Origin of the sequence: Streptomyces shenzhenensis (assembly GCF_003688995.1) — a bacterium.
Taxonomy (GTDB): Bacteria; Actinomycetota; Actinomycetes; order Streptomycetales; family Streptomycetaceae; genus Streptomyces; species Streptomyces shenzhenensis_A.
Window position 1 is genome coordinate 50,212 of record NZ_PENI01000004.1, and the last position, 22,939, is coordinate 73,150.

20 protein-coding genes and 1 tRNA gene are annotated in these 22,939 nt (G+C 73.9%); 10 read left to right on the forward strand and 11 right to left on the reverse strand.

Annotated features, from left to right (window positions below; all coding sequences use genetic code 11):
• Positions 1 to 329 precede the first annotated feature (329 nt).
• From CTZ28_RS07980 to CTZ28_RS07990, 3 genes are all read left to right on the forward strand, one after another.
• Positions 330 to 1,157, forward strand: coding sequence for a maleate cis-trans isomerase family protein (locus CTZ28_RS07980; RefSeq protein ID WP_183154325.1), 828 nt, complete (start codon positions 330 to 332; stop codon positions 1,155 to 1,157).
• The gene (locus CTZ28_RS07985) at positions 1,154 to 1,885 is read left to right on the forward strand and encodes a maleate cis-trans isomerase family protein (RefSeq protein WP_121888563.1); all 732 of its coding nucleotides are present in this window, start codon (positions 1,154 to 1,156) and stop codon (positions 1,883 to 1,885) included. The genes CTZ28_RS07980 and CTZ28_RS07985 overlap by 4 nt, the downstream gene beginning before the upstream one ends.
• An 88-nt stretch (positions 1,886 to 1,973) precedes the next feature.
• Entirely contained in the window at positions 1,974 to 3,062 is a 1,089-nt protein-coding gene (locus CTZ28_RS07990; protein ID WP_121888564.1) for an LLM class flavin-dependent oxidoreductase, read from the forward strand.
• On the opposite strand, the gene CTZ28_RS07995 is transcribed toward CTZ28_RS07990, so the two are convergent.
• Positions 3,041 to 4,882, reverse strand: coding sequence for a putative bifunctional diguanylate cyclase/phosphodiesterase (locus CTZ28_RS07995; protein ID WP_121888565.1), 1,842 nt, complete (start codon positions 4,880 to 4,882; stop codon positions 3,041 to 3,043). The genes CTZ28_RS07990 and CTZ28_RS07995 overlap by 22 nt on opposite strands.
• A gap of 357 nt (positions 4,883 to 5,239) precedes the next feature.
• Between CTZ28_RS07995 and CTZ28_RS08000 the strand changes: the two genes are divergently transcribed.
• The gene (locus CTZ28_RS08000; protein ID WP_121888861.1) at positions 5,240 to 6,451 is read left to right on the forward strand and encodes a M6 family metalloprotease domain-containing protein; all 1,212 of its coding nucleotides are present in this window, start codon (positions 5,240 to 5,242) and stop codon (positions 6,449 to 6,451) included.
• Between the two features lie 93 nt (positions 6,452 to 6,544).
• On the opposite strand, the gene CTZ28_RS08005 is transcribed toward CTZ28_RS08000, so the two are convergent.
• From CTZ28_RS08005 to CTZ28_RS08035, 7 genes are all read right to left on the reverse strand, one after another.
• A tRNA-Lys gene (locus CTZ28_RS08005) sits at positions 6,545 to 6,621 on the reverse strand.
• Positions 6,612 to 7,190, reverse strand: coding sequence for a bifunctional DNA primase/polymerase (locus CTZ28_RS08010; RefSeq protein WP_121888566.1), 579 nt, complete (start codon positions 7,188 to 7,190; stop codon positions 6,612 to 6,614). The genes CTZ28_RS08005 and CTZ28_RS08010 overlap by 10 nt, the downstream gene beginning before the upstream one ends.
• A gap of 122 nt (positions 7,191 to 7,312) precedes the next feature.
• Complete coding sequence (locus CTZ28_RS08015) at positions 7,313 to 7,684, reverse strand: hypothetical protein (RefSeq protein ID WP_121888567.1); 372 nt, start codon at positions 7,682 to 7,684, stop codon at positions 7,313 to 7,315.
• Between the two features lie 159 nt (positions 7,685 to 7,843).
• Positions 7,844 to 9,181 carry an AAA domain-containing protein gene (locus CTZ28_RS08020; protein WP_121888568.1) on the reverse strand — a complete coding sequence of 446 codons (1,338 nt, stop codon included), beginning with the start codon at positions 9,179 to 9,181 and terminating at the stop codon, positions 7,844 to 7,846.
• Entirely contained in the window at positions 9,178 to 10,767 is a 1,590-nt protein-coding gene (locus CTZ28_RS08025) for a hypothetical protein (RefSeq protein WP_121888569.1), read from the reverse strand. Before CTZ28_RS08025 ends, CTZ28_RS08020 begins: the two co-directional genes overlap by 4 nt.
• Positions 10,758 to 11,933, reverse strand: a complete 1,176-nt coding sequence (locus CTZ28_RS08030) for a hypothetical protein (RefSeq protein WP_259471522.1) — start codon at positions 11,931 to 11,933, stop codon at positions 10,758 to 10,760. Before CTZ28_RS08030 ends, CTZ28_RS08025 begins: the two co-directional genes overlap by 10 nt.
• Positions 11,887 to 12,924, reverse strand: coding sequence for a phosphatase PAP2 family protein (locus CTZ28_RS08035; RefSeq protein WP_121888570.1), 1,038 nt, complete (start codon positions 12,922 to 12,924; stop codon positions 11,887 to 11,889). The genes CTZ28_RS08030 and CTZ28_RS08035 overlap by 47 nt, the downstream gene beginning before the upstream one ends.
• Before the next feature lie 245 nt (positions 12,925 to 13,169).
• On the opposite strand from CTZ28_RS08035, the gene CTZ28_RS08040 reads away from it, so the two are divergent.
• Positions 13,170 to 13,766, forward strand: a complete 597-nt coding sequence (locus tag CTZ28_RS08040) for a histidine phosphatase family protein (protein WP_121888571.1) — start codon at positions 13,170 to 13,172, stop codon at positions 13,764 to 13,766.
• Between the two features lie 6 nt (positions 13,767 to 13,772).
• On the opposite strand, the gene CTZ28_RS08045 is transcribed toward CTZ28_RS08040, so the two are convergent.
• Positions 13,773 to 15,227 (reverse strand): NsdA family TPR-like regulatory protein, encoded by a 1,455-nt coding sequence (locus CTZ28_RS08045; protein WP_121888572.1) that lies wholly within the window; start codon positions 15,225 to 15,227, stop codon positions 13,773 to 13,775.
• A 256-nt stretch (positions 15,228 to 15,483) separates the two neighbouring features.
• Here CTZ28_RS08045 and CTZ28_RS08050 point away from each other — a divergent pair, with 256 nt between their 5' ends.
• Both CTZ28_RS08050 and CTZ28_RS08055 read left to right on the forward strand, forming a co-directional pair.
• Entirely contained in the window at positions 15,484 to 15,870 is a 387-nt protein-coding gene (locus CTZ28_RS08050) for a hypothetical protein (protein WP_183154298.1), read from the forward strand.
• Positions 15,871 to 16,011: 141 nt separating this feature from the next.
• Positions 16,012 to 16,881, forward strand: coding sequence for a spermidine synthase (locus CTZ28_RS08055; RefSeq protein ID WP_121888574.1), 870 nt, complete (start codon positions 16,012 to 16,014; stop codon positions 16,879 to 16,881).
• A 9-nt stretch (positions 16,882 to 16,890) separates the two neighbouring features.
• Here the strand turns inward: CTZ28_RS08055 and CTZ28_RS08060 are convergent, their stop codons facing one another.
• Positions 16,891 to 17,421 (reverse strand): hypothetical protein, encoded by a 531-nt coding sequence (locus tag CTZ28_RS08060; RefSeq protein ID WP_121888575.1) that lies wholly within the window; start codon positions 17,419 to 17,421, stop codon positions 16,891 to 16,893.
• A gap of 123 nt (positions 17,422 to 17,544) precedes the next feature.
• Between CTZ28_RS08060 and CTZ28_RS08065 the strand changes: the two genes are divergently transcribed.
• The 3 genes from CTZ28_RS08065 (at position 17,545) to CTZ28_RS08075 (ending at position 21,236) form a co-directional block, all read left to right on the forward strand.
• Positions 17,545 to 18,249, forward strand: coding sequence for a response regulator transcription factor (locus CTZ28_RS08065; protein WP_121888576.1), 705 nt, complete (start codon positions 17,545 to 17,547; stop codon positions 18,247 to 18,249).
• Positions 18,246 to 19,619 carry a sensor histidine kinase gene (locus CTZ28_RS08070; protein ID WP_121888577.1) on the forward strand — a complete coding sequence of 458 codons (1,374 nt, stop codon included), beginning with the start codon at positions 18,246 to 18,248 and terminating at the stop codon, positions 19,617 to 19,619. Before CTZ28_RS08065 ends, CTZ28_RS08070 begins: the two co-directional genes overlap by 4 nt.
• A gap of 186 nt (positions 19,620 to 19,805) precedes the next feature.
• Positions 19,806 to 21,236, forward strand: coding sequence for a glycoside hydrolase family 18 protein (locus tag CTZ28_RS08075; protein ID WP_121888578.1), 1,431 nt, complete (start codon positions 19,806 to 19,808; stop codon positions 21,234 to 21,236).
• A 192-nt stretch (positions 21,237 to 21,428) separates the two neighbouring features.
• On the opposite strand, the gene CTZ28_RS08080 is transcribed toward CTZ28_RS08075, so the two are convergent.
• A complete protein-coding gene (locus tag CTZ28_RS08080; RefSeq protein ID WP_121888579.1) occupies positions 21,429 to 22,856 on the reverse strand; it encodes a GH1 family beta-glucosidase in 1,428 nt (475 codons plus the stop codon).
• Between the last annotated feature and the right edge of the window lie 83 nt (positions 22,857 to 22,939).

Below are 22,939 nucleotides of genomic sequence, written 5' to 3' on the forward strand. Positions count from 1 at the left end.
CCGGGGTCCGTGGCGGGTGTCGGGGCGAGACGGGCGGATCGGACCGGTCCGACTGGGGCGAGACGGCGGCTGGATGGCTGGATGGCGGGGGCGGTGGGGGTTGTCGGGGTCGGGCGGGGCGTGTGGGACGGTGCCGGACCGGTCCGGGTGGGGGGAGACGGTGGCTGGATGGCGGAGGGGCGGTGGGGCGGGGCGTCGGCGTGGGCTGGGGGGAGGGCGTCTGACATGCGCGGATTGACCACGCTCGCACCCGAACCTACCTTCGTCAACACGGGCGTACCCGCACCCTGTTGCCCTCCCGTTTTCTTACCGTGAGGCCGGTGTCTGCCATGGACGTCTCCTTTCTCGGCGGCCCCCGCCCGCAGCGCGGTGTCGGCGTGGTCGCCCCCTTCGACTTCGCGCTCGACCGGGAACTGTGGCGCTGGGTGCCGGACGAGGTGTCGCTGCACCTCACACGGACGCCGTTCGTGCCGGTCGAGGTGAGCCTGGACCTGGCCCGGCTGGTCAGCGAGCACGAGACGCTCGGCAAGGCGGTACGCGCGCTGACCGCCGTCGAGCCCGAGGTGGTGGCCTACGCCTGCGCGTCCGGCAGCTTCGTCGGCGGGATCGCCGGGGAGCGGGCGATGGGGGAGGCGATGGTCCGGGCGAGCGACTCCGGCAGCGTCCCGGCCGTGACGACGTCCGGCGCGCTGCTGGAGGCGCTCGCCGAGCTGCGGGTGCGGCGGGTGGCGCTGCTGACCCCGTACACGGAGTCGGTGACCCGCGCCCTGCGGGACTACGTGGCCGAGGCGGGCGTCCGGGTGTCGGGCTGCGCCTACATGGGGCTGACCCGGCACATCTGGCGGGTGCCGTATCGGGAGGTGGTCGCGATGGCGCGCCGGACCGTGCGGGTGGGCGGTGCCGACGCCCTGTTCATCTCCTGCACCAACCTGCCGACGTACGACGTGATCCCCCAGCTGGAGGCGGAGCTGCGGCTGCCCGTGCTCTCGGCCAACCAGGTCACGATGTGGGCGGCGCTGCGCCGACTGGGTACCCGTGCGGTGGGGCCGTACCAGGCGCTGTTGGGGGGTACCTCGCACGCCCTGTGGGGCAGTGGGGGAGAAGCGGTGCCCGGATGGCCCGTACTGCCGGAAGAACAGCAGGAGGGCTGGACATGACCGCACTCGGATTCCTCTACCCGGGGCACTCCGCCGAGGACGACTATCCGCGCATCGAGCAGCTCCTGGGCAGCGACATCCGGGTGGACCTGGTCCACACCGACATCGGCGAGGACGCGCACCGGGTGGACGCGCTGCGCCGGATGGGGGCGCCGGAGCGGCTCTCGGCGGGCGTCGAGGCGCTGCGGCTGGCAGGCGCGGAGGCGGTCGTGTGGGCGTGCACCAGCGGCAGCTTCGTGTACGGCTGGGCGGGCGCCCATGAGCAGGTGCGCTCGCTGGCCCTGGCCGCGGGCATGCCGGCCTCCTCGACGTCCTTCGCGTTCGTGCACGCGCTGGGCGAGATCGGGGTGCACCGGGTGGCGGTCGGCGCGACCTATCCGGACGACGTGGCCGAACTGTTCGCGGACTTCCTGCGGACCGGGGGCGCGACGGTGACCGGAGTGCGGCCGTCCGGGATCATCACGGCGGCGGAGGTCGGCGACTGGGGCGAGCGCGAGCTGTTCGAGCTGGCCCGGCGGGCGGACCGGGCGGACGCGCAGGCGCTGCTGCTGCCGGACACGGCCCTGCATACCGTGGCGCACCTGCCCGCGCTGGAGAAGGAGCTGGGCAAGCCGGTGCTCACGGCCAACCAGGTCACGGTGTGGGAGGCGCTGCGCCTGACGGACCGCAGGGTGAACGCCCCGGCGCTCGGCTCCCTGTTCACCCGCGAGCCGATCGTGCAGGTCTGAGTCCGTCGGCCGCCCCGGGAATAAACCGGAGACTGCCTCCTGTTAGCACCCGGAAGACAGCGTACGGCGAGACACAGGAGGCAGCACCGTGGCGGCAGACGAGATCCGGGGGACGGCCCACGGGACCGCCCCCGTCCCCCTCTCCGTACTGGATCTGATGACCGTCGGGGCGGGCAGCACCGCCACCGACGCGCTGCGCACCGGCGTCGAGCTGTCCCGGCTCGCCGAGGCGCGCGGCTTCCACCGGTACTGGGTCGCCGAGCACCACTCGATGCCGGGCGTCGCCTCCTCCTCGCCGGCGGTGATCCTCGCCCACCTCGCCGCCCACACCGAGCGGATCCGGCTCGGCTCGGGCGGGGTGATGCTGCCCAACCACGCGCCCCTGGTCATCGCCGAGCAGTTCGGCACGCTGGAGGCGCTGGCGCCGGGGCGGATCGACCTCGGGCTGGGGCGGGCGCCGGGCACCGACGGGGCCACCGCCGCCGCGCTGCGCCGCTCCGACACCCTGAACGAGGGCGCCGACGACTTCCCGCAGCAACTGGCCGAGCTGACCCGGTTCCTGGACGACGACTTCCCGGACGGCCATCCCTACCGGCGTATCCACGCCGTTCCCGGCCCGGTGCAGGGCAGCGCGCCCGGCGGCGTCCAGTCCCCGCACCGCCCGCCCGTCTGGCTGCTCGGCTCCTCCGGTTTCAGCGCCCGGCTCGCGGCCCTGCTCGGCCTGCCCTTCGCCTTCGCGCACCACTTCTCCGCGCAGAACACCGTCCCGGCCCTCGATCTGTACCGGGAGAACTTCCGGCCGTCCGACGTCCTCGACGAGCCCTACGCCCTCATCGGCGTCTCCGCCCTCGCCACGGACGACGAGCGGGAGGCGCATCGGCAGAGCCGGGCGATGGCGCTGAACATGGTCCGGCTGCGCACCGGCCGCCCCGGTCTGTTCCCCGACCCGGCCGAGGCCGAGAAGCACGAGTTCAGCCCGATGGAGGAGGAGTTCGTGCGGTCCTGGACGAGCAACATCGTGCAGGGCGGCGCCGACGAGGTGCGCGTCGGACTCGACGCGCTGCACAAGCGCACCGGCGCCGACGAGCTGATGCTCACCTCGCACGCCCACCGCGGCGAGCTGCGGCTGCGCTCGTACGAACTCATCGCGGACGCCTACGGATTGCCCACCGCGTAGGACTGCGTCGCCAGCAGTTCGGAGATGCGGTCCGGTGACACCGGCCGGGAGTAGAGCCAGCCCTGGCCGGTGTCGCAGCCGATGTGCCGCAGCCGGGTCGCCTGGGCTGAGGTCTCCACGCACTCGGCGGTCACCGTGAGCCCGAGCCGGTGGGCCAGCTGGATCATCGCCTCGACCACGACCTCGTCGGCCGGGTTCGGCCGGTCGCCGGGTTCGTCGTACTGGAAGCCGCGCACGAACGAGCCGTCCAGCTTGAGGACCGACACCGGCAGTCGGCTGAGATACGCCAGGTTCGAGTAGCCGGTGCCGAAGTCGTCGATGGCGATCCGCACCCCCATGTCGCTCAGCGCCTGCAGGGCCTCCAGCGGCCGGCCCGCCGACCCCATCACGGCCGACTCGGTCAGCTCCAGCTGCAACAGATGCGGGGCCAGGTCCGTCCGGGCGAGGGCGTCCGCCACGTCGGCCACCAGGTCCGAGTCCCAGACCTGGCGGACCGCCACATTGACGCTCACGAAGATCGGCGGCTCGCCCGGGTGGTCCAGCTGCCAGCGGCGCGCCTGACGGCAGGCGGTGACCAGGGCCCAGCGGCCGAGCGGCACGATCGAGCCGTCCTCCTCGGCCAGCCCGATGAACCGATTCGGCGCCAGTGTGCCGAACTGCGGGTGGTGCCAGCGGGCCAGGGCCTCGACGCCGCGCAGCCGGCCGTCCTCCATGCCCACCAACGGCTGGTAGTCCAGGGCGAATTCACCGCGCTCGATGGCGGGGCGCAGCGCGGAGGAGAGGGCCTGCCGGGTCATGAGGTGCGCGTTGCGCTCCGGGTCGAACAGCGTCCAGCGGCCCTTGCCGTCGGCCTTCGCCCAGTACAGGGTCGTGTCGGCCGCCTGCATCAGGCCGGTGGCCGTGGTGCCGGCCGTGTGCCGCTCGACCACGCCGATGGAGGCCGTCAGCGACAGCCGCCGGCCCGCCAGGTCGAAGGGGGCCCGGAGCGCGGTCAGCGCGGCCGCGGCCAGCTCGGCCAGCTGGTCCGTGCCCGTCGAGTCCTCGACGAGCACGGCGAACTCGTCGCCGCCCAGCCGGGCCACCAAGGGGGTGCCCGCCCGCCCGCGCCCTGCCTCGTCCGCGACCCGGGTCAGCCGCTCCGCCACGGCGGCCAGCAGCCGGTCGCCGACCCGGTGGCCGAGGGTGTCGTTGACCGCCTTGAAGCCGTCGAGGTCGAGGTAGCACAGTCCGACCCGGCCGGTGCCGCCCTGCTCGTGGGCGTCCGCCTCCAGGGCGGCCGTCAGCCGCTCGAAGAACAGCGTGCGGTTGGGCAGCCGGGTGACCGGGTCGTGCATCTGCAGGTGCCGCAGCCGGGCCTGGAGTTCACGGCGGGCGGTGATGTCGGCGACGGAGAGCAGGACGCCCTCCCCGGACTCGGCGAGCGGGGCGACGGTGACCTGCACCCACACCGTGCGGCCGTCGGGCTGCTTCAGCCGCCGGGTGCAGCGCAGCTTCGCCTGCCGGCCGCGCAGCACCTCGCGGTAGGCGTGCCAGGCGCGGGCATCGGCGGTCAGATCGACCAGGTCGGCCGCGACGCGTCCGGTCAGTGCGGCGGTGTCGGTGCCGAGCAGCGTGCCGAGCGCGTCGTTGGCGCTGACCACCAGGCCGTCGCGGTCGACGACGGCCATGGCCAGCGGGGCGGCCGCGAAGACGGAACGGTAGGTGTGCGCCGATGCCCCCGCCGGCGGCCGCGCACCGGGAGGCCTTCTCTCGTCACTCTCCGTGATGGCGGACCGGTCGAGGTCCGCCGCGGGCGTCGACCCTTCGGACGTTCCGCTCACCGCTCGCTCCCGCAGTGCACTCGATCTCCGTCCGTGCAGGCAAGTGTGCCGATCATAGATGCTGGCCCGAGGGCCTTCCAGCTACCTTCCAGTGTCCCTGATGAACCCACGGTTTTGACAGATCGTTTCTGCCCGCGCATGGACGGGTTCTTCAAGCGTGCGACCGCTTGTGACGTTCCGTGAGTGATTTTGGATATCGGCCATTCGGGGGTGTGACGAATGCTCACTCTTCTGGGGCAGACAAACAGGGCGTAGCGGATCAAAATCCCACAGGCTGGGTGCGGTGTCCGTGCAACCGCACTCGGAGGTCCCCCCGTGCCGCCCCATCTGCGCAGTGTCGCAGCCGTGTTCACCACGATGTCGGCGCTCGCCGCGACGTCGATCCTCACCGTCCCCTCGGTGGCCGAACCGTTCTCCACGACGCCGTGCGCCCTGCACCGGACCGACGCGCACCACTCCGAGGGAGTGGACACCTGGAACCGCTCCTACGCGCGCCCGAGCCGCCCGCTCGACGCCGTGATGGTATTCCTCTCCTTCCCGGACTCGGCCCCGCGCAGCACGCCCGCCGAACTGGCCGCCGACCACTTCCCGGCCACCAGCCGCTTCTTCGAGGAAGCCTCCTACGGCAGGTTCACGCTCCGCCCGCATCCGCTGAAGCGCTGGCTGCGCATGCCGCGCCCCTCGGCGTCGTACGCCATAAGGCGCGACTGGAGCGCCGCGCAGCGGGCCGCCTATCTGCGTGACGCGTTCGCGGTGGCCGACCGTGACGTCGACTTCTCGCGCTACGACATCGTCTACTTCGTGGCCGATCCGGACGCGCCCGGCGTGGACTCCGACGCGACGAAGGTCGTCAACCTGGACACCCCGGTGCGGGTGGACGGCAAGGACGTCCGCCGGGTCGTCACGGTCTTCGAGAACCACCCGCCGGACCGGCTGGTCCTCGCGCACGAGACCGGGCACCTCTTCGACCTGCCGGACCTCTACCACCGCCCGGCGGACGGCAAGGGCGACTGGGACACGTACGTCGGCGACTGGGACCTGATGGGCAGTCAGTTCGGGCTGGCGCCCGACCTGTTCGCCTGGCACAAGTGGAAGCTCGGCTGGCTGGAGCCCCGCCAGGTGGTGTGCGTACGCGGGACCGGGCCGACCCGGCTGACCCTGGAGCCGCTGGCCGCCGGGGAGACACCGGCCGCGCGGACCGCCGGGTCCCCGGTGTTCGGCCTGGGCGGCGGGGTGAAGCTGGCCGTCGTGCGCACCGGGTCCGACAGCGCGCTGGCCTTCGAGGCGCGCGGGCCGGCCGGGAGCGACCACGGGGTCTGCCGTAAGGGCGTGCTGGTGTACCGGGTGCACAGCGGCGCGGCGTCCGGAGACGGCCCGATCGAGGTCGTGGACGCCCATCCGCGCACCGAGGCCTGCTGGGAGGGCTCGGTCTACCCGCCGCTCGCCGACGCCCCGGTCGACCTCGGCGAGAGCTTCACGGTGCCGGGTGACGGTGTCCGGGTCGAGGTGGAGGACCGCACGGTGTCCGGCGCCTGGACGGTGAAGATCACATCGAAGATCGTGGGCTGAGCCCGCGGAGGGGCGGCGCGGGTGCGGGGAGAGGGGGGAAACAGAGATGGCGAGGGGGTTCGCGCGTGGTGCGAACGTGCCTCGCCATCGTCATGGTGCGCCGCCAGGGACTCGAACCCCGGACCCGCTGATTAAGAGTCAGCTGCTCTAACCAACTGAGCTAGCGGCGCCTGCTGACGTCGTAGACCTTAGCACCCTGGTCGGCGGGAGGAAAAATCGATATCCGCACGGTTTCCCGGGCCGCCCGGACCGCGGCCCAGAGCACCACCTCGGGCCCGGGCAGCCAGGGGTGCCGGGTGTCGGGCGCGACCAGCCAGCGGGAGCCGTCGCGGGCGGCGGATTCCGCGCCGTCCGGGGCGCGCAGGGCCGGCGCGGTCACCGCGTCCCCGGTGCCGTGGCACAGCAGCGGCGGCACGCCGCAGGTACGGCCCCGGCTGCCCCACTCCTCCCAGGCCAGCAGCGAGGGCAGGCGCTGGGCCGTGCCCGGGGCGACGAACAGGAGCACACGGCCGCGGAACACGGCGACCGGCCCGGAACCCGGGCCCTCGGCCCATAACCGGTCCAGCATCTGCCGCCCGAAGATCGCCGGCGCGTTCACCACGTCGAAGGCGGTGCCGCAGGGCAGGACGAGCGGGGCGTCGGGCCGCTCCTCCCACTGCGCGAGTGTGCTGCGCGGATACGTTCCTGCAGAGGCGAGCCAGGAGGCGCCGGCGGCGGTGATCTTGCGTGTGCTGCTCATGGGTCATAGATCTACCGCCCGTGAAATTTCCGTTGCTGTGAGTTGCGGAAATTCGGGACGGGAGGGCGAAAGAGGGAGTATCTTGCCCGCCTGGCATATGCCGTGGGGTAGTGGCGCGGGTGTCACACGGGATCGGCGGTGCCACGCTCCTCGGTGTCGGCCCCGCGCATCAGGTCCCGGCCGAACTCGACCATCTTCTTGGCGTAGTCCTCGGTCCACTCCGCCCGCTCGGCGATGTCCGCGGGCGTCAGCCGGTCGAAGCGGCGTGGATCGGCCAGCTGGGCCGCCGCGACGGCCTGGTACTCCACGGCGCGGTCGGCGGCGGCGCGGAACGCCTGGGCCAACTCGGTCGCGCGCGCCAGCAGGGCCCGGGGGTCGTCCATCGACTCCAGGTCGAAGAAGTGCTCGGGATCGGCGACCGCCGCCACGGGCTCGAAGAGCAGGGGCGCGGGGCGTAGCCGCGGTTCGTTCCGACGCGGCGTGGGCTCCGCCATGTCTCGTCCTCCTCGTACGGTTGCGTGGGCCGCCCCGTCAAAGGCTGCGCCACGTCCATTCTCCCGCGCCCCCACAAGCCCACATCCCAGCGCCCGACCACGCCGACCGACGTGCCGGACTCCGTCCGGCGGTGGGGCGGTGTCGGGTGGTGGTGTCGGTCATGGTTGCCAGGTGACCCGGTGTTCTGTCAGGTGGGCCAGGACCGCGTGGTTCGCCTCCCAGCCGTCCGGGAACTTCACGAGGGTGCCTAGTTGGACCGGGTCGGTCGATGGGTAGTCGTCGAGGAGTTCGGCCACGCCCGCCCGGCACACCACGATGCAGGCGTGGCGGTGCCGGGAGGCGAGCACGCACAGGCGGCCCGTCTCCAGGTGGAAGGCGGTGGCGTCGGGGCGGCCGGACAGGGGATGGAGCACCACCGTCACGTCGTACTCCCGGCCCTGCAGCCGGTTCGCCGTGTCGACGGTGACGTCCGCCACGCCCAGCTCGGCCAGCGCCGCTCGCACCGCCGCCGCCTGGTCCCGGTGCGCCGTCCCGACGGCGATCCGGTCGGCGGTGAGCGGGACCGGCCCCGTACCGCGCTCCGAGGTCGCCGCGCCACCGCGGTCCAGCAGCCGGCGGACGACCGCGGCCACCGCCCGCACCGCCTCCGGATCCGTGCGCGGCGTGTGCCGCGCGGGCAGTTCCAGCAGGCCCCAGCCCGAGGCCGCCGCCTCGTCGATCACCCGGTCGGGGCCGGAGCCGTCGGACGGCACGGCGAAGACCAGCCCGCGGTCGCCGTGGTCCGTGCCGCTGCGGAACGGCGTGTACGGATAGAAGGCGTCCGAGACCAGGGGCGCCGCCGAGGCCGGCAGCCGCCAGGACACCGGCAGCCGGTGCTGCGGCAGCTCGGGGTTGTGCGCGAGCAGCGTCGTCACGGCGGAGGCCGACGGGTCGTACGACAGCCCCGCCCACTGCTCGCTGCCCACGATCGCGAACGGGTCCAGCTGGCCCGGGTCGCCCACGAACAGCGCCCGCTCGAACAGCCCGGCCACCGCGAGCAGCGCGTCCGAGCGCATCTGGTACGCCTCGTCGACGATCGCGTGCCGCCACGGCTCGTCCACCGTGACATGCGCCCACTTCGCGGCCGTGGACAGCACCACCGGGACGCCGGCCAGATCCGCCGCCTTCGCCGACGTGCGCACGCCCGGCAGCTCGTCCAGCGCCTTGTCGTACGGATCGGTGTCGCTGCTGTGCAGCCGGCCCACGGGCAGCTCGGGGTTCTTCTCGGCGAGCCGCAGGACCAGGTCGTCCACCTGGGCGTTGGTCTGCGCGATCACCATCAGCGGCCGCCCGGCGTCGGCGAGTTCGAGCGCGGCCCGGACCACGAGCGTGGACTTGCCGGCGCCCGGCGGGGAGTCGACCACCACGCCCCGGTGCTCGCCGTGCAGGGTGTCCCGCAGGATCGCCTCGGTGGCGCGGGCCGCCGCGGCACCGGGGTCGAAGGTCTGCGCGGTCACAGTACGTCCTCCTCGGTGACGGAATCGGCGGCCTCCGGCACGGCCTCGCCCGGCGGCCCGCCGTGCGTCCACGGGGTCTGCTCCGGATCGGGCAGCCTGGCCCCGCCGCGCTGCTCGTGCTCGAACAGCGTGAAGCACAGCCGGTCACCCTTCTCCGGCACGGACCCGGCCTCGGGCTCCTTGCCGCGGCCCATCTTGTCCAGGACCCGCAGCACGATCAGCCCCTCGTCCTCGTACCCCACGAACTCCGCCGCCTGCGGTCTGCCGCCCAGCGAGCGGTACGCCTTCGCCCGCTCCCCGAGGTGCGGCCGGTCGTCCGTGCGGACGGTGACCAGCGGGCGCGGACTGGGCCGCTTCCCCTCGCTGTACGCCATGACGACATCGGTGACCTCGCCCGCGAACGCCTCCCCGGCGAGCCGCCGCCCCGCCATCACCAGTGGATCGTCGAGCGCCTCCTGGGCCTCCAGCCGGGCCTGTTCGCGCTCGCGCGCGGCCAGCTTGTTCGCCGCGGTGACCGCGTCGTCGCGGCGCGGCTGCGGGGGCTCGCCGGCGCGTACGCGGTCGCGGTGCCCGGTGAACGACCAGCGGTCCCGGGTCCATCGCTCCTCGACGTGCGCGCCCTCGGGCAGCGCCCGCAGCAGATCGAGCCCGCGCCACACGGCGTCCCAGGTGGGCCGCGTACGGCTCTCGACCAGGGCCTGGATCTCCCGTTCGGCGGCGGTGACCTGACCGAGCCGCGCGTCGGCCTCCAGGCCGTCCGCGGCGGCGGCGAGAGCGGTGCGGGCGCGGTGGTGGCGCTCGATGGCGGGGGCGAGCAGCCGGTTGTCGAAGGCCGGATCGGTGGCCGGGCCGGCGGGCGGGTGCAGCAACTGGCCGTCGGCGCCGCGGGCCCGCTCCACCCGCTCGGCCGCCGCGCCGCCGGACTCGCCGTCGGGCGGTTCGATCCAGGCCAGCAGCGCGCCCAGGTGCTGGTCCTCCAGGCTCGACTGGCCGGTCGCCCAGTGCCGGGCCAGCACATCGGTCAGCGCGAGCAGCAGCGACGAGCCGGGCACCCGGGCCCGCTCCCCGAAGTGGGTCAGCCACCGGCCGAGCAGCGGCACCCGGGGCGGCGCGGGGTACGGCGCCTGCGGGTCCTGCTCGGCCGTGCGGCGAAAGCGCATGGAGCGGCCCAGCAGCCGTACGAAGTCGGCGCCCGCGCGGCTCGGCACGATCAGCTGGGGCGCGTCCGCGCACAGCTCCGTCACGACCTTGACCCGCTTGCCGGTCTCCGGTTCTGTCTCGGTGCGTTCGGCGTCCTCGACCTGGTCGGCGTAGGCGTCGAGGTACGGCAGGACGATGTCGGCGAGTTCGGCGAGGAAGGCGAAGCGCAGGTCGCGGTCGCGCGGCTGCGGCACGACCAGCAGGCGGGGCGCCGCCCGGTCGGTGCCGACCAGGGCGCCGAGCGGGGCACCGGCCTCGCCCGCGGTGGTCAGCGGCACGAACACCAGGGGCCGGTCGGACAGATGCCGGTGCCGGACGGTGGCGGCGGGCTCGGCCCGGCCACAGCGCACGGCCTCCAGCCGGCCGAGGGTGGCGATCAGCGACAAGGGGCCACCTCCCGGTCGGCCCGTGCGCCGGGCAGCGCCGGCTCGTCCGGGGCCGGCTCGCGCAGCGCCTCCGCGCGCAGGGCCGTCGCCCGGCGCAGGGCGGCGACCGCCGGGTCGTCGGGGTCGCCGCTCGCGCCACGGGCCGCCGACAGCACGTCGTCGACCGTGCTCAGACCGCCCAGTTCGGCGCGCAGCGGACGGCCGAGTGCGGTGACCGCGCCGGCCGCCCGGGAGCGTGCGCGGCAGTGGAAGGCGAGCTCGCAGGCGGCCAGGCACTCGGGCGCGTACGTCGCCGGTACCGAGTCGACCGCGGCGCTCAGCTCGGCGGCGGGCAGGTCCGGGGCGAAGCAGGTGCCCTCGGACAGGGCGTCGGCGATGTCCTGGATCCGGGTCAGCCGGGCCAGCTGGCGGGCGGTGACGGCACGCTGCTTGCGGATGTCGACGGCGGAGGCGGCGGGCAGGTTGGAGAAGTCCTTGGGGCACACCAGGAGCACCCGGTGGCGCACGCGCGGGGCCGGTTCGAGGCGGGCGGCGACCTCCTCCAGGGCCAGCACGTACACCGCGGCCTGCCGGGCGGCGGCGCCCACCTTCGCCGGGTCCGCCGCACCGTCCAGCATCGGGAAGGACTTGATCTCCGCGACGGACCAGCTGCCGTCCGGGTGCACGACCACCGCGTCCGGTTCCAGAAAGGTGGGGGAGCCCGCGACGTCGAGCGCCAGCATCGGATGGTCGAGCAGCGTCCAGGTGCCCCGGGCGGCCGTGGCCTCGCGCAGCGCCAGCGCCGTACGGGCCGTGCGCCCCTCGGGGCCGATCGCGGACAGATCGGGGACGGCGGCCTCCCGGGGCGGCTCGGCGGCCGGATCCAGCGTGGTGTGCACGAGCCGCAGCAACTCCGCGCCCTCGCCCGCCTTCACGCGTGCCTCGAAGGCGTTGCCCCGGGTCAGCGCGAACTGCGACTGGCCGAAGACGGCCGGCGCGCCCAGCGATTCGGCCAGCGCGGTCTTGTCGACCCCGGCACCGTCCAGGATCGCCCGCCTGCGGCATCCCGGGTTCGCGGCGAGTGCCGCGAGGGCGCGCGCGTCCAGTGCCCTGGGCGGGACGTCGGGGCCGCCGCGCAGCTCAGCGAGTCTTCCCCAGACTCTCGACTTCGCCGGAGCGGGGGAGATCCCAGTCCGGGGCCCCTTCTCCCGCGCCCCTGGGGGAGGTGTCAGGCTCGGCTCCGGGCCCGAGCCGGTCCTCGCGCTGCCGTGGAATTCGTTCACCCGTCGAAGTCTGGCATCCGCCACCGACAATCGGGGAACCTGCGCCGCCGGAGCGTCCCGTGACGGCGGTGGCGGCCGGGGAAAGACGGGCCCGCAGTGCGGTACCGGCCCGGGCCACGGGCGGTGCGAGGCGGGTCCGCGCCGCGGCGACGCCCCGCGTCACATGCGGTGCGAGCAGCAGTCCGGCGCCCATCACGACCGCGCCCGCGACCGCGTCCAGCAGATAGTGGTTGGCCGTGCCCATGACCACGATCGTGGTCAGCAGCGGATAGGTCACACCGAGGACCTTGGTGAGCCGGGTGCCGCCGTAACGCCACAGCATCACCCCGCACCACAGCGACCAGCCGACGTGCAGGCTCGGCATGGCCGCGTACTGGTTCGTCATGCTGCCCAGCCCGCGCGGGGCGCTGGCCTGGCCGCCCCACCAGCCGTACGAGCTGTACTGGGCCATCGTGTCGACGAAGCCGTGCTCCGGCGAGAGCAGCCGGGGCGGGCAGGTGGGCAGCAGCGTGAAGCCGATCAGGCCGATGAACGTGGACGTCATCAGCCAGGTGCGGGCCGCGCGGTAGTGGGCGCTGCGGAACCGGAAGATCCAGACGAGGATGAGCGGTGTCACCAGGTAGTGCAGGGACGCGTACCAGAAGTCGGCGGGTACGCCGAGCCACGCCTCGCGGGTGAACAGCCGGTTGAGCGGGTGCTCGGCGTTGATGCGCAGGAACTGCTCGACGCGCAGGATCGCCAGTCCGTGGTCGACGGCGGTCGAGACGTCCCCGCGGGCGAGCAGGCGGCCGGCCGAGTAGCAGCCGTACACCAGCAGGATCAGTGGCAGCTCGGTCCACCACCGCAGCCGGATCCGCCGGGACTCCCCGGTGCCCGGTGTCACGGTCTGCGGCATCCGATCGCCCTCCCCCTCTTCCCACGCGGCGCCCGGCGTGCCGACCGTGCCACTTTACGGTGTACGTGGTCCGCCCGTGCGGGGCGTTCCAGCACTCAAAGACGTCGAGATCGCCCGCCGGGTTGCCCCCGCGGGGCGTGCGCGATGATGGACCCGTTCCGCTTCCGTTCTCGCTCGTTTTCCGCCCTGTTCTCCTCCCTCGATCTCCGACGGTTTCGTACCGCTCGTCCCGAAAGGCCCCCCTCATGGCACCGCGCATTCTGTTGGCCCGGCACGGACAGACCCAGTGGTCGCTGTCCGGCCAGCACACCGGCAGGACCGACGTGCCGCTCCTGGAGGAGGGGCGCCGGGGCGCCAAGCTGCTCGGCGAGCGGCTGCACCGGGCGCCCCTCGACGGCCTGCCCGGGGCCGAGGTGCGCACCAGCCCGCTGGCACGCGCGCGTGAGACCTGCGAACTCGCCGGGTTCGGCGAGCGGGCCGACACCTGGGACGCGCTCCTGGAGTGGGACTACGGCGCCTACGAGGGCATGACCCCCGCCGAGATCCAGGCCGTCCGCCCGGGCTGGCTCATCTGGCGGGACGGCGTACCCGAGGGCGAGGGTCTGGCCGAGGTGACGGCCCGCGCGGACGAGGTGGTGGCCTGGGCCCGGTCGGCTGACCGCGACGTCCTGGTCTTCGCCCACGGGCACATCCTGCGCTCCATAGGGGCGCGGTGGCTGGGCCTGCCCCTCGACTTCGCCGCGCGCATCCGCCTCAACCCCACGTCCCTGTCGGTCCTCGGCTGGGCGTACGGCGAACCGGCGATCGAGAGCTGGAACGACCTGGGGCACCTCGCCGGGTGAGCGGGCTCACATGCTGCGCGGCAGTGCGGCGTGCCGCTCCAGGAACTCCGACACCCCGGAGGTCCTGCGGTGCGGCAGCAGTACGCGTGCCGTCCCGGCCAGCATCGTCTGGATGCGGGACGACTGGACCTGGCCCAGCAGGTCCAGGACCCGCAGACCGGCCTGCGCGGCCTCGTCGGGGCGCCCCCCGAGCGCGAGGTCGTCGGCCAGTTCCGCCGTGTACAGGGCGATGTTCCGGGTGAAGTGGGGGTCCTGGAGCCGGGCCGCGCGGCGCGCGTGCCGGGCCGCGCGCGGCCAGTCGCCCAGCGTCGACCAGCACTGGGCCTCCAGTCCTTCCAGTTCGGCCTCTCCGTAGAACGTCATCCACTCGGGGTCGGCGTCCGAGCGGCCCCGTTCGAAGAGGGCCTGAGCGCGGGCCAGCGCCTGTTCGCAGCCGGTGCGGTCGGCGAGCCCCGCCCAGCCGCCCGCCTCGCGCAGCGCGAGCAGCGACATCAGGCGCGCGGAGCCCAGCGGGCGCCCCACCCGCTGTGCGGCCTGCGCCGCCCGCACCGCCTCCCGCGGCCGTCCGGCGTCCCGCGCGAGGAACGCCGTATTGCAGAAGGCGTGCGCCTCCAGGGCCGGGTCCCCGGTCACCCGGGCGGTCGCCAGCGCCTCCGCGTAGTGCGAGCGCGCGTCGTCGAAACGGCCGGAGTCGTGCGCCAGCCAGCCCACCGAGATGGCGAGTTCACCGGCGCCCGAGTGCAGCCGGTCGGCGGTGGCCTGCCGGGTGGCGCCGGCGTCCAGCAGCGCGTACGCGGCGCGCAGCGGGGCGGCCGCGTGCCGGTAGAGGCTGTCCGCGCCGTGCCGGTCGTCGAGCAGCCGGATCCGGCGGACGGCCTCTTCGAGAGCGTCCGCCTCCGCTGATCCGGCGCGCCGCGGCGGCCGGTCCGCGGGCGCGGCCGCGGCGTCGATGGTGAGGCCGAAGGGCCCCAGGGCGGCGGCCGCCGTGGCGCCCCCGCCGGTCATGAATGCGCGACGCAGCACGTCGCTCTCCTCGTGGTTCTCGTGGTTCTCGTGCGTCTCGTACGGGTCCTGCGTGTCCTTCGGTGCGACGGCCACCCCTGTCTCTCTCGCGGTGGGTGCCGGGTCGGCGGCGCGCGCGGGGGTCGCGTCCCCGGCCGGGCGTGCCCCGCGTCCGCGGACGGACGACCGGGGTGCGAAGCCGAGGTCGGCGAGCGTGCGGCCGGGGAACATGTGCAGGAACACCCGTTCGTACGCGTAGTTCGGGCAGCGGATCTCACCCGCCTCCACCCGGCCGACATAGCGCGCGTCACAGCTCACCCGCTCACCGATCTCGTGAGCGGCACGCCGTACCAGCGCCGCGAACTCGGCGGGTGAACGCCGGCCGCGCAAGCGCCGGAAGGCGAGGTTCGGCCGCGGTGGCCGGTCGGACTGTGACGAGGTCACGGTTGACGACGCCATGGCCGGGGGTCCTCTCGTGCGAACCGTCGAACCGTGCCGGATTCGAGGTGGGTTGTCCGTGTGGCACCCCGGTTCCGGCGGGGCAAGAACGTACCGGTTGTGACGGTCCCGGCACGCAGTGTTTGGCTACAAACCGGATATCTGCCCCACCATCCGCCATGAACTGCCATCCTTTGCGGCGGACTTGTGCGTAGCTGTTGACGCTCTCGCGCGTTGAACCGGGTGGACTGCAAGAGGCTGCGTGGTGGAGGCCGGAATGGAGACCAGCCGAAGTAACGGATCTGACGCTTCGTCGCGGGAGGTGTGCGATCTCGTGACCGTGCCGACCCGACAGGGGTTGGAGGCCGTCGACATCCTTCGACGGGGGGCAGGGGACGCGGTGGGGCCCGTGCTGCACGACGACGGAGGCGGCACCCTCGGCTTCCTCGTGCCGCCGGGCACGGCGGCAGCCTGGGACGTCCCGGGCAGCACGTGCACCGAGACCGACGGGCGCGGCCTGAGCCTGAATCCCGAGCCCCCGGTGGAGGGCTCGGACTGGCTCCTGCCGCCCGGCGAGGCCGACCTCGCCACGGACCCGGCGGTGCTGCGCCGCGCCCTCGGCGAGGCGGCCCGCCTGATCGAGGCGGCGGACAGCTGTCGCTGAGCGCTCCGCCGGGAGGGGCCTGACACGGCGTCGTCCCGCGGGCCCTGCCCTGCCCGTAGCGCGGTCGGGCAGGGCCCGGCCGCGGGCGGCGGGTGCGTCCGACGTACGACGACTGCGTACGACGGCTGCGAGAATAAGGGCGTGGGCAGGACAAGGAACGCGCGGCGCAGGACGACGGGTGCCGAGACCGTCGCCGAGAACGTCGACGGCGGGCTGGCACAGCTGATACCCGACCCGGACCGCGGCCGGGCCTGGACGCTGCTGATCGACGGGGCCCCGCAGTCGCACGTCGACCTCGACGACCCCGCCCACCTCTCCTTCGAGTACCAGCGCCGGTTCGGACACGTCGTCGACCTGGCCGCCCCGCCCGGAAAGCCGCTGCGCGCCGTGCACCTCGGCGGCGGCGCCTGCACCCTCGCCCGGTACGTCGCCGCCACCCGCCCCCGGTCCACCCAGCAGGTCGTCGAACGCGACGCACGCCTCGTCGAACTCGTGCGCCGACAGCTGCCGTTGGACCCGGCCGCCCGGATCCGTGTGCGCTCGACGGACGCCCGTGCGGGCCTCGCCAAGATCCCGGACGGCTGGGCCGACCTGGTCGTCAGCGATGTGTTCAGCGGCGCCCGGACACCCGCCCACCTCACCTCGACCGAATTCCTCGACGAGGTACGCCGCGTGCTGGGCCCCACCGGTGTCTACGCCGCCAACCTCGCCGACGGCCCGCCGCTCGCCCATCTGCGCGGCCAGATCGCCACCGCCGCCGCCCGGTTCGCCGAGGTCGCCCTGGTCGCCGACCCGGCGGTGCTGCGCGGCAAACGGTTCGGCAACGCGGTCCTGGTCGCCGCCGACGGCCCGCTGCCGGTCGCCGAACTGACCCGCAGGGCCGCCTCCGACCCGCACCCCGGCCGGGTCGAACACGGCAAGCAGCTCACCGACTTCACCGGCGGCGCCGTCCCCGTGACGGACGCGGTGGCGGTGGCCTCACCGGCCCCGCCGCCCTCCGTGTTCCGCTGACCGCCCCGCTCAGTAGGTGCCGATCTCCACGCGTGGCGGCCCGTCGTGCCACGTGCAGAACACCGACACCCGGTCCGCGCCGCGGCTGAATTCCACCCGGATCCACGCCTCCGTCTTCCACACCTGCATCGACCACCCCGTGCCCGGCGTCGCCGAGACCAGCGACGCGCTCGTCTCCCCGAGGTCGAACACCGCCCGCCCGCCGTCGGTGTCATAGCCCTTGACCCGGCCGGAGGCCGTGGGGGACGGCGACGGGGCGGGGCTGCTCGCTGTGCTCCGGGCGGGCGCCGGCGTGCGCCGCGCTGACGGTGTGCCCGACGGCCGCTCCGCGGGCGTCCGCGACGGGGACGGCGGCCGTGCGGTCGCCGACACCAGCGGCTTCGCGCCCTGCGTGGTCGCGTCGGCCGCCGTGATGGGCAGCGCGCGGGGCGGGTCGTACGCCGTCCCCGCCATCACCGTGCGCACACCCCACCACGACAGCGTGACCGCCGCGCCCGTGGCGAGCGACCACGCCAGTACGTGTACGAGTCCTCTGCGCATCGTGGGCCATACTGCCGCACGCGCCCCATGGGCCGCACCCGCCGGGAGTTGTCCACAGGTGCACGGCGGGAGTTGTCCACAGGCACCCGGCCGGTGCGGGCCGCATGGCGTACGGTGCGGCGCATGGCAAGTGTTCTCGTGGTCGAGGACGACCAGTTCGTACGCTCGGCGCTCATCCGGCACCTCACCGACGCCTCGCACACCGTGCGCAGCGTCGGCACGGCACTGGAGGCGCTGCGCGAGGTCGCCCATTTCCGCTTCGACGTGGTCATCCTGGACCTCGGACTGCCCGATCTGGACGGCTCCGAGGCCCTGAAGATGCTGCGCGGCATCACCGACGTACCCGTGATCATCGCCACCGCCCGGGACGACGAGACAGAGATCGTCCGGCTGTTGAACGCCGGGGCGGACGACTATCTGACCAAGCCGTTCTCGGTCGATCATCTGTCGGCGCGCATCGCCGCCGTGCTGCGCCGCGCCCGCGCCGCCTCCCCCGACGCCGGGCCCTCCTCCGTTCTGCGCGTCGGCGGGCTCACCGTCGACCCGCTGCGCCGCCAGGCCGAGTTGGACGGGGTACGGCTCGACCTGACCCGCCGTGAGTTCGACCTGCTCGCGTTTCTGGCCGGCCGGCCCGGCGTCGTCGTACCCCGCAGGGAGCTGCTCGCCGAGGTCTGGCAGCAGTCGTACGGCGACGACCAGACCATCGACGTCCATCTGTCCTGGCTGCGCCGGAAGTTGGGGGAGACGGCCGCCCGGCCGCGCTATCTGCACACCCTGCGGGGCGTCGGCGTGAAGCTGGAGCCGCCCGGAGGGGAGTCCGCGCCATGAGGTGGGCCCTGGTCAAGGTGTGTCTCGCGGTCACCACGATGGTCGTGGTCGCCTTCGCCGTGCCGCTCGGACTGGTCATCAAGGAGATGGCCCGCGACCGCGCGTTCTCCAACGCGGAGCGCGAGGCCGCCGCGCTCGCCCCGGCGCTGTCCATCACCACCGACCGCGGCAAGCTGGAGCGGGTCGTGGCCGCCGCGGGCTCCGATTCCGGGATGGCCGTGCACATACCGGCCGTGGACGACACGGCGGCCGTCGACATCGGCCGGCAGCGCGCCGCCGACCGGGACATCGGTACCGTGCGCAGACTCGGGCGCGCCTCCACCACGGAGGTGCCGGGCGGTTCGACGCTGCTCCAGCCGGTCGCGCTCAGCTCGGGCGCCATCGCGGTCGTGGAGGTGTTCGTGCCCGACGCCGATGTCAGCAGGGGCGTCGGCGCCGCCTGGGGTGTGCTCGCCGCGGTGGGTGTCGCCCTGGTCCTCGGCTCGGTCGCGGTCGCCGACCGGCTCGGCGTGCGGATGGTGCAGCCCGCGCAGCGGCTGGTCGAGGGCGCCCACGAGCTGGGGGAGGGCAAGCTGGGCGCGCGGGTGCCCGAGGAGGGGCCGAACGAACTGCGGCTGGCCGCGGTCGCGTTCAACTCCATGGCCGATCAGGTCGTCCAGCTCCTCGCCAACGAGCGGGAGCTGGCCGCGGACCTGTCCCACCGGCTGCGCACGCCCCTGACCGTGCTGCGGCTGAACGCGGCCTCGCTCGGCGACGGGCCCGCCGCCGACCAGACCCGGGCCGCGGTCGCCCAGCTGGAGCGCGAGGTCGACACGATCATCCGCACCGCGCGGGACGCCAAGCCGCAGACGGCCGCGGCCGGCCCGGGAGCGGGCTGCGACGCGGCCGAAGTGGTCCGGGAACGCATGGCGTTCTGGTCCGCGCTCGCCGAGGACGAGGGCCGCAAGTGGCGGCTGGCCGGGGTGGAGCGTCCGGTGCGCATCCCCGTGGCCCGCGCCGATCTGGCCGCCGTGCTCGACGCACTGCTCGGCAATGTCTTCCGGCACACCGCCGAGGGCACGGCCTTCGCGGTCGACGTGCACAACGCCGAGGACGCGGTGATCGTGCTCGTGTCCGACGCCGGCCCCGGCATACCCGACCCGGAGGCCGCGATGGCCCGCGGCCGGGGCTCCGGCAGCGCCGGCTCGACCGGACTCGGCCTGGACATCGTGCGCAGACTCGCCGAGTCCACCGGCGGGGACGTGCGGATCGGCTCGTCGGTGCTGGGCGGGACCGAGGTGCGCATCTGGATCCAGCTGGCCGGGCGGGAACCGGTGCGCCGGGGACACCGCGGTGCGGTGCGGCGGCGCAGACGCCCGGCCCTGAGATGACCCCGCGCCGCACGCCCCCGCACGCGTCCACCCCGCTCCTGGTCTCGACCTTTAACCGCCCCCGATCCCTTCCTTAAGCGCACCCTAAGAAGCTCAACGCCCGTCCGGATCAAGCGCTTTGCCCGATTCCGGAGCGCTAGCGTGCTGCCGCACCCACCCCCTGGAACAGCGAAGGCAGGCACGCGCATGAGCACGCATCGGCGCAGCATCAGAGGCAGGCACAAGGTGTTGGGTGGTCTCGTGGCGGCCGCCACGGTGGCCGGCGGCGCCGTCCTGCTCGCCGGCACCGCGCAGGCGGCCGGTGTCGGCGCCGCGTACACCAGGACCAGCGACTGGTCGACGGGCTACACCGCGCAGTACGTCGTCACGAACAACAACGGCGATGTGCAGCGGGACTGGACGCTGGAGTTCGACCTGCCGGCCGGCGCGAAGCTCAGCTCCCTGTGGAACGGCGAGTCGAGCGTGAACGGGCAGCACGTCACGGTGAAGCCGCCGAAGTGGCAGACCGAGGGCCTGGCGGCCGGGGCATCGCTCACCATCGGCTTCGTGGTCAACGGCACCGCCGATCCCACCGGTTGTCTGATCGGCGGCGCGACCTGCTCGGCGGACGACGCCGCGACGCCCGAGCCCAGCGGCCGCCCGACCGACGCGCCCGCCCCGACCGCGACCCCCACCCCCACGGCCACCCCGTCCCCGACCGGGAGCACCGGCACCGGCACGCCCGCCGGCGCGGGCTTCGCCCCGTACGTCGACACCTCCCTGTACCCGGCCTTCGACCTGCTGGCGAGCGCGGCGGCGACCGGCGTCAAGGACTACAACCTCGCCTTCGTCACCGACGGCGGCGGCTGCACCCCCAAGTGGGGCGGCGTGACGGACCTGTCGGGCGACGGCGTGGCCGCGCAGATCGGCGCCCTGCGCGCCGAGGGCGGCGACGTCCGGGTCTCCTTCGGCGGCGCGTCCGGCTCCGAACTGGCCACCACCTGCTCCTCGGCCGACGCGCTGGCGGCGGCGTACGGCAAGGTGGTGGACGCCTACGGGCTCAGGAAGGTCGACTTCGACGTGGAGGGCGGGGCGCTGCCCGACACCGCGGCGAACACCCGGCGTGCCCAGGCCATCGCCCGGCTCCAGGTCCAACACCCCGACCTGGACGTCTCCTTCACACTGCCCGTGATGCCGGAGGGCCTCACCCAGGACGGGGTGAACCTGCTGGCCGACGCCACATCGAAGGGCGTGCGGATCGACACCGTGAACATCATGGCGATGGACTACGGCGCCGCGTACAGCGGTGACATGGGCGACTACGCCGAGCAGGCGGCGACCGCGACGCAGGCGCAGATCAAGAGCGTCCTCGGCCTCTCCGACAGCGCGGCGTGGCAGGCGGTCGCGGTGACTCCGATGATCGGCGTCAACGACGTCGCCTCCGAGGTCTTCACGGTCGACGACGCCACCCAGCTGGTCGGCTTCGCCGAGTCCAAGGGCCTCGGCTGGCTCTCCATGTGGTCGGCGACCCGCGACAAGCAGTGCGCCGGCGGCAGCAGGCCCACCGCCGACGCCACATGCAGCTCGATCGTCCAGGACCCGTTCGCCTTCTCCAAGGCGTTCGCCGCTCACCGCTGACCCGAGACCCTTCCGGGACACGGGGGCGGCGCCCCGGCCGGCATCCCCCATCCGGCCGGGGCGCCGGTGTGCCCACGGCGGTGGCCCGGACATCACCGGTGCCGGCTCGCCGACCGCCCCCCGGCGCACGGCGCTCCGACACCCCCGCGGGGCGCGACGCGACCCCACGACGCGCCGCACCCCTGCCTCCGGCTACACGCCCTCGGCGGGCGGCAGCGAGCCGGACCGGGCGGCCTCGCCGTACCAGCGCGCGCTCGACTTCGGCGTCCGCTCCAGCGTGGCGTAGTCGACGTACACCGAGCCGAAGCGCTTCTCGTAGCCGTACGCCCACTCGAAGTTGTCCAGCAGGGACCACAGGTAGTAGCCGCGCACGTCCGCGCCGTCCGCGATGGCCCGGCGGACCGCCGACAGATGGCCGTGCAGATAGGCGATGCGCTCCGGGTCGTGCACCCGGCCGTCCGGGTCCGGCTTGTCGTCGTACGCGGCCCCGTTCTCCGTCACGTACAGCGCCAGGTCCGGGGCCTCCCGGGAGTACCGCATGATCAGCTCGTGCAGGCCCGTCGGGTCGATCGTCCAGCCCATCTCCGTGCGCTCGCCCGGCGTCTGGTGGAAGGCCACGTCGTCCGCGGCCGGCCAGGGCGAGTGGTCGCTCGTCCCGTGCCCGTCGGCCCGCGGCCCGGTCGCGTCCGGGTCGGCCGCCGAGACCAGCGTCGGCGTGTAGTAGTTGAGGCCCAGCGCGTCCAGCGGCTGGTGGATCGCGCGGAGGTCGCCGTCCTGGACGTACGACCAGTCGGTGACCGAGGCCGTGGCCTGGAACAGCGTCTCCGGGTACGCCCCGTGCAGCACCGGGCCGTGGAAGACGCCGTTGGCCAGGTCGTCGATCCGCCGGCCCGCCGCGAGGTCCGCCGGATCCTGCGAAACGGTGCGCACCACCGAGGAGTTGAGGCTGATCGCGATCGTGTTGCGGGCCGGCATCACCGAACGCAGGGCCGATGTGGCCAGCCCGTGCGCCAGGTTGAGGTGGTGCGCGGCCCGCAGCGAGGCCGCCGGGTCGGTCCGGCCCGGCGCGTGCACCCCGGAGCCGTAGCCCAGGAAGGCGCTGCACCAGGGCTCGTTGAGGGTGATCCACTGCTCCACCCGGTCGCCCAGCGCCTCGCCGACGATCTGCGCGTACTCGGCGAACCGGAGGGCGGTGTCCCGCTCCGGCCAGCCGCCCGCGTCCTCCAGTTCCTGCGGCAGGTCCCAGTGGTAGAGCGTGACCGCGGGCCTGATGCCGGCGGCCAGCAGCTCGTCGACCAGACGGCGGTAGAAGTCCAGGCCCACCTGGACGGCCGGGCCCCGGCCCGTCGGCTGCACCCGCGGCCAGGAGATCGAGAACCGGTAGGCGTTCAGGCCCAGCCCGGCCATCAGCGCCACGTCCTCGCGGTAGCGGTGGTAGTGGTCGACCGCGATGTCACCGGTCTCGCCGCCGGCCGTCCTGCCGGGCGTATGGCTGAAGGTGTCCCAGATCGAGGGGGTGCGGCCGTCCTCCCGTACCGCCCCCTCGATCTGGTACGCGGAGGTCGCCGCGCCCCAGAGGAAGGCGGGAGGAAAACTCACGGAGGTAACGGGCTCAGGCATGGAAGCGCTCCCATCGAGTGGTCGTGGCGACCGGTGGGGTGGTGGACAGAGAAGAGGGGGAGGGGCGGGAGACACGGGGGCCG